This is a genomic window from Herbaspirillum sp. B65 (assembly GCF_000333555.1).
GTDB lineage: Bacteria > Pseudomonadota > Gammaproteobacteria > Burkholderiales > Burkholderiaceae_D > Herbaspirillum > Herbaspirillum rubrisubalbicans.
Window position 1 is genome coordinate 1 of sequence record NZ_BADI01000411.1, and the last position, 4,560, is coordinate 4,560.

Consider the following 4,560-nt stretch of genomic DNA (forward strand, 5'->3'; position numbering starts at 1 on the left):
TTGTCGACTTCGATGGCATCGAACAAAGGTTGGGCGTGGCGCCGGCATAACCAAGCCTGCAAGGCATGACCGAAGGCACAGTATTGCTGGTAGCTGCGATCGCCCAGGGCCAGCACGCCAAAGCGCAACGCGCTCAGGGTCGCGCCATCGCTCTGGCCCATGCGCTGCGCCAGGGCCGCCGCGTGATCGGGCGCATCGCCCTCGCCGGTGGTGCTGACCACGAACAGGGCCAGGCGCGCCACCAGCAGATCGGCCTCGCACAACTGGCCCAGCGGCAGCACGCGCACCGCCATGCCACCTGCGCGCAAACTCTGCGCAGTCTGCCTGGCCAGTCGCGCGGCTGTACCGGTCTGGCTGGCGAAAGCGACCAGTACAGCCTCCTCTGCCGCCAGTGCACTACTCCCCCACTCCGCTTGCTGGCGCTGCTGTGCACGGCGGTACTTGAGTGCGGTCATCACGCACAACACCAGGTAGCTCAGCGCCACCAGCGCCGCCAGCAGGTAACGGGTCTGCATCGCGCCGCTCATGACAGCATGGCCGCAAACGCCGGCGTCATGGTCTCCTGATAGCCCTGCCCCTGGCGGCGGATGAACAGTGCGGCGATACCGCGCTGCTGCGCGAAGCTCATGCCGTCTTCCTCGCCCAGTACAGTCAACACCGTGGCCAAGGCATCGGCCACCATGCATTGCCGGTGCAGTACCGTGACAGAAGCCAGGACATTGCGCACAGGTGTACCGGTACGGGGATCGATGGTGTGGGCATAACGCTGGCCTGCGTGATCCACATAACGACGATAGTCGCCCGAGGTGGCAATGGCCAGGTCATGCAGCGCCACCACCATGCTCGGCCCGGCATCCTGGGGCGGGCGCTCCAGCGCCACCCAGTAGGGTTGACCATCGGCCTTCACGCCGCAGCCGGACAATTCGCCACCGACCTCGACCAGCCAGCTCACGCAACCACAAGCGCGCAAGGCCTGGGCGATCAGATCCACCGCATAGCCCTTGGCGATGCCGGAAAAATCCAGGTGTACACCACCGGCCTGCTGCACCCTGCGCCCCGTGCGGTCCAGCACGATGCGCTGCCAGCCGCAACGCTGGCGCGCTGCCTGCAGCGACCGCGGATCGGGCAGATGCGGCAGCCGCCGCTGATCGCTGCCGGGGCCGAATCCCCACAGATCGACCAGCGGCCCGACCGTGGGATCGAACGCTCCATCGCTATCGACAGCCATGGTCAGCGCCGCATCGAGTACGGTGAAGAAAGCCTCGGGCAAGGCGTGCCAACTACCGGCCGGGGCGTGGTTGAAGCGACTGATGTGCGAGTCTGGCTGCCAAGTGCTCATTTCCTCGATGACTCGTTGCAACTGCGCATCGATGGCCGATGCGATGGTGTGGGCAGCGACCTCGCGCGGCGCCAGCGCCTGCACGCTCCAGGTGGTACCCATGGTGTGGCCGGCAAAGCGCTGGGCCAGCACGCCCGATGGCAGCAGGGGCGGGGCTTGCAGCTCGACGGGGATCAATACGCGGTGGGACATCGTCGGTATCCGGAATAAAAACGGCGCCTGCAATGCAGGCGCCAGCAAGGTCCAACAAGGAACGATCAGGGCAGCACTTCGACCGTGGCGATATAGCTCGCACGACGCTGGGTCGCCTGCGGCAGCGTGGTTTTCTGGTCGGCCACGCTGGCTTCCAGGCAGTACATGCCGGGGCCGGTCCACTTCACGCTGAACTTGCCATCGGCATCGGTCTTGAGCTTGGTGTCGAGCAGCTTGTCGCGATAGCGGATGCCACCCGGCACCAGTTCCACTTCCACGTCCGCCGCCGGCTTGCCATCGAGCAGCAACTGGAAGCTGGCGGTGTCACCTGCCACCAGGTCGTTGGGATGGGTGATCGGCTGCAATTCCAGTCCCGTGCCGGTAATGGCCAGTGCCGAGCGGCTCGGCTTGCCGGCGGTGAACAAAGTTTCCACGCGGCTGTTCATCTGGGTCACCTTCAGCTCGGTGGCATTGGCCGGGATTTCCTTGGCAGATTGTCGGCATTGCCGCGGCAGCGTTTTTGCTGCCCATCCAGCTTGTAGCTGCAAAAAACAGCGTTGTGACCACCGCGATCTTGTAGGTGCCGCTCTGGTTCAGTTGCCCATCCAAAGTGCTGCGGTATTGCCCGGTGGCGGCATTGACGGCAGGCACCGGCTTGCCTTCAGGGCCGGTCACCACCAGGCCATCCAGGCGCAGCGGGAAATGCTCGAAATAGAACAGGTCATTGGACACCGCCGCATCCACCGTGACCCAGGCATCATTGCCGGACAGGACGGTAGCCGACGGCAGCAGCCATTGGCGGTGAGCGTGGGCCGACAACGGCAGGGTCATGGCCAGGGCCAGCGCGGCGATCTTCATGGAGCGGCCGGCGAACAGCTTGAGGGAAAACGACATGGCAGGTTCCTTTTTCTCGTGTGTCTTGTTTTGATGGTCTTGTTTTAGGGTTTCAATTCCAGCGCGACGGCCCCGAGTTCGCTATTGCCTTGGGCCTTGGCGCTCTGGGGCGACTTGGGCGGCCACTGGAACGGCAGTTTCACCAGCTCCCGCCCGCCGACTTCGCGTGCCGCCTCCACCATCAGCACGTAGTCGCCCGGCGCCAGGTTGGCGATGGCGCCCTTGGTCGAACCAAAGTTGAGTTTTTGTTCACCTGGCGCACGGGTGGCACCGCTGACGCCATCGATGGGCATCTGCTGCTCACGCCCGCTGCGACGCCACCACTGGCGCATATCCTTGAGCCACTTCTCGCCTTCCTTGTCCTTTTTCTTCATGTCGTACCACACCGCCAGGTTGGCGGCCACGCTCTGGTCGGCGCGCTCGATCCAGGCCGCCAGGTAGGGACGGTGGTATTCGGCCACGTTCAGGGTCGGGATCTCGATCTTCAGGTTCATCTCCGCGGCGCCAGCCGGGGCAGCCGAGGCGAACAGCGCCGCCGCAGCCAGGGCCAGGGCGGTCGGTTTGAACAATGCGGTAGTGCTACGCTTCATGGGACCTCTCGCTAAGAAAGACAGGATGACTGGCTGCAAGCCGCAGGGGCTTGTCTGGCTGAGGGAAACGATGGAGTTCTAGTGAATCAGCAGCAGCGCCAGCAACAGCGGCGCCACCAGCCCCAGCCCCACCATGGGCCAGGTGGCCGGGCGCTTGCCGGCGTGCATCTGCAGCAGGAACAGGCCGGTCAAGCAAAACACCAGGCAAGCCACGGCGAAGACATCGATGAACCAGCTCCAGGCCGCACCGGTATTGCGGCCCTTGTGCAGGTCATTGAAATAGGAAATCCAGCCGCGGTCGGTCTTTTCATATTCGACCTGCCCGTCCTGCAACGCCACCCGCAGCCAGGCATCGCCGCCCGGACGCGGCAGCGCCACGTAGACTTCATCGGTGGACCACTCGGCGCTGTGCTGGCCTACGGTTACCGACAGCTCACGGCTGATCCAGTCGCGCACGCCCTGGGGCAGCGCTGCCTTGCTCCCCCCCTTGGCGTCGGCCGCCTCGGCCTGCTGGCGCAGCGGTGCCAGCAATGCGGCCGGCAGCGTCGCATTGCGATGCATGACCTGCGGCCTGGCCTCGATCTGGGCGGCATGATTGAGCGTGAGGCCAGTGGCGGCGAAGGCCAGCATGGCCAGCAGGCAGATGGCCGAACTGATCCAGTGCCACTGGTGCAGATGCTTGAGCCAGAAGGCGCGACGTTTCTGGTCCGGCATGACAGGGCCGGCACTGGCGACGGATTGTTTCATGAGACCGCGGAGGGATAAGGGCAAGCAGCAAGACTGAGAACTGCGCCCAACTCAAATAATAATGATTCTCAATTATATCCAGACTCGTCCACACCTCGCCAGTGGCATCGCGCTCTTTTACTTAGCGATACACAAGGATACAAAAACGGCATCCGACCTCACGCCGTGCGCCGTGAGGGGGATGCCGTTGCTGCCGACAGGGGCAGGAATCAGCGCAGCAGCTCGTAAGGGCCGCCCTTTTCCAGCGCACGCTGGTAAGCCGGGCGCGCATGGATGGCTTCCAGGAACTTGAGCAGATTGGGATAGCGGCCATCGAGCCCACCCCGCGCCCGCAAGCCCTCCACCGGGAAACTCATCTGGATATCGGCGCCGCTGATGGCCTTGCCGGCAAACCAGCCCTCCTTGCCCAGTTCTGCCTCCATGTAGCGCAATTGCCGCTCCAGCTGCGGCGCTACCAGGCGAGTGCGCATCCCCTCTGCCAGCATCCTGGCGATCGGGCGGATCAGCGTCGGCACGGCCTTGGGCATCTTGCTGAAGATCAGGCCCAGCAACAACCAGGGCATGGCCGAGCCTTCGGCGAAGTGCAGCCAGTAACGGTAGCGCAGGCGCTCCGGCGTGCCGGGCGCGGGCAGCAGGCCGCTGTTGGCGCCATAGCGCTCCAGCAGGTACTCGACGATATTGCCCGACTCGGCCACCGTCAGCTCGCCATCGGTGATGACCGGCGACTTGCCCAGCGGATGCACCTTGAGCAGCTCGGGCGGCGCCAGCATGGTCTTGGGGTCGCGCTGGAGAACTGAT

Annotated in this window: 5 protein-coding genes and 1 pseudogene; all 6 read right to left on the bottom strand. The window is 64.5% G+C overall.

Annotated features, from left to right (window positions below; translation table 11 throughout):
- Window positions 1-527: flavodoxin domain-containing protein (locus tag I5W_RS09830; RefSeq protein WP_044529080.1), on the bottom strand; the 527-nt coding region annotated here is incomplete at its 3' end.
- A complete protein-coding gene (locus I5W_RS09835; protein WP_044529081.1) occupies window positions 524-1,531 on the bottom strand; it encodes an FAD:protein FMN transferase in 1,008 nt (335 codons plus the stop codon). The genes I5W_RS09830 and I5W_RS09835, both read right to left, overlap by 4 nt.
- A 65-nt stretch (window positions 1,532-1,596) precedes the next feature.
- Window positions 1,597-2,425, bottom strand: a pseudogene (locus tag I5W_RS09840) (DUF4198 domain-containing protein).
- Window positions 2,426-2,469: 44 nt separating this feature from the next.
- Window positions 2,470-3,015 (bottom strand): DUF2271 domain-containing protein, encoded by a 546-nt coding sequence (locus I5W_RS09845; protein ID WP_017450600.1) that lies wholly within the window; start codon window positions 3,013-3,015, stop codon window positions 2,470-2,472.
- Window positions 3,016-3,093: 78 nt separating this feature from the next.
- Entirely contained in the window at window positions 3,094-3,729 is a 636-nt protein-coding gene (locus I5W_RS09850; protein WP_044529082.1) for a PepSY-associated TM helix domain-containing protein, read from the bottom strand.
- A 242-nt stretch (window positions 3,730-3,971) separates the two neighbouring features.
- On the bottom strand, window positions 3,972-4,560 hold a 589-nt coding region (locus tag I5W_RS09855; RefSeq protein WP_044529083.1), incomplete at its 5' end, for a glutathione S-transferase.

Bases quoted from the DNA above. Each gene is read 5' to 3' on its own strand.
- I5W_RS09835 (WP_044529081.1), bottom strand. From the start codon at position 1,531: ATGTCCCACCGCGTATTGATCCCCGTCGAGCTGCAAGCCCCGCCCCTG.
- I5W_RS09850 (WP_044529082.1), bottom strand. From the start codon at position 3,729: ATGCCGGACCAGAAACGTCGCGCCTTCTGGCTCAAGCATCTGCACCAG.
- I5W_RS09845 (WP_017450600.1), bottom strand. From the start codon at position 3,015: ATGAAGCGTAGCACTACCGCATTGTTCAAACCGACCGCCCTGGCCCTG.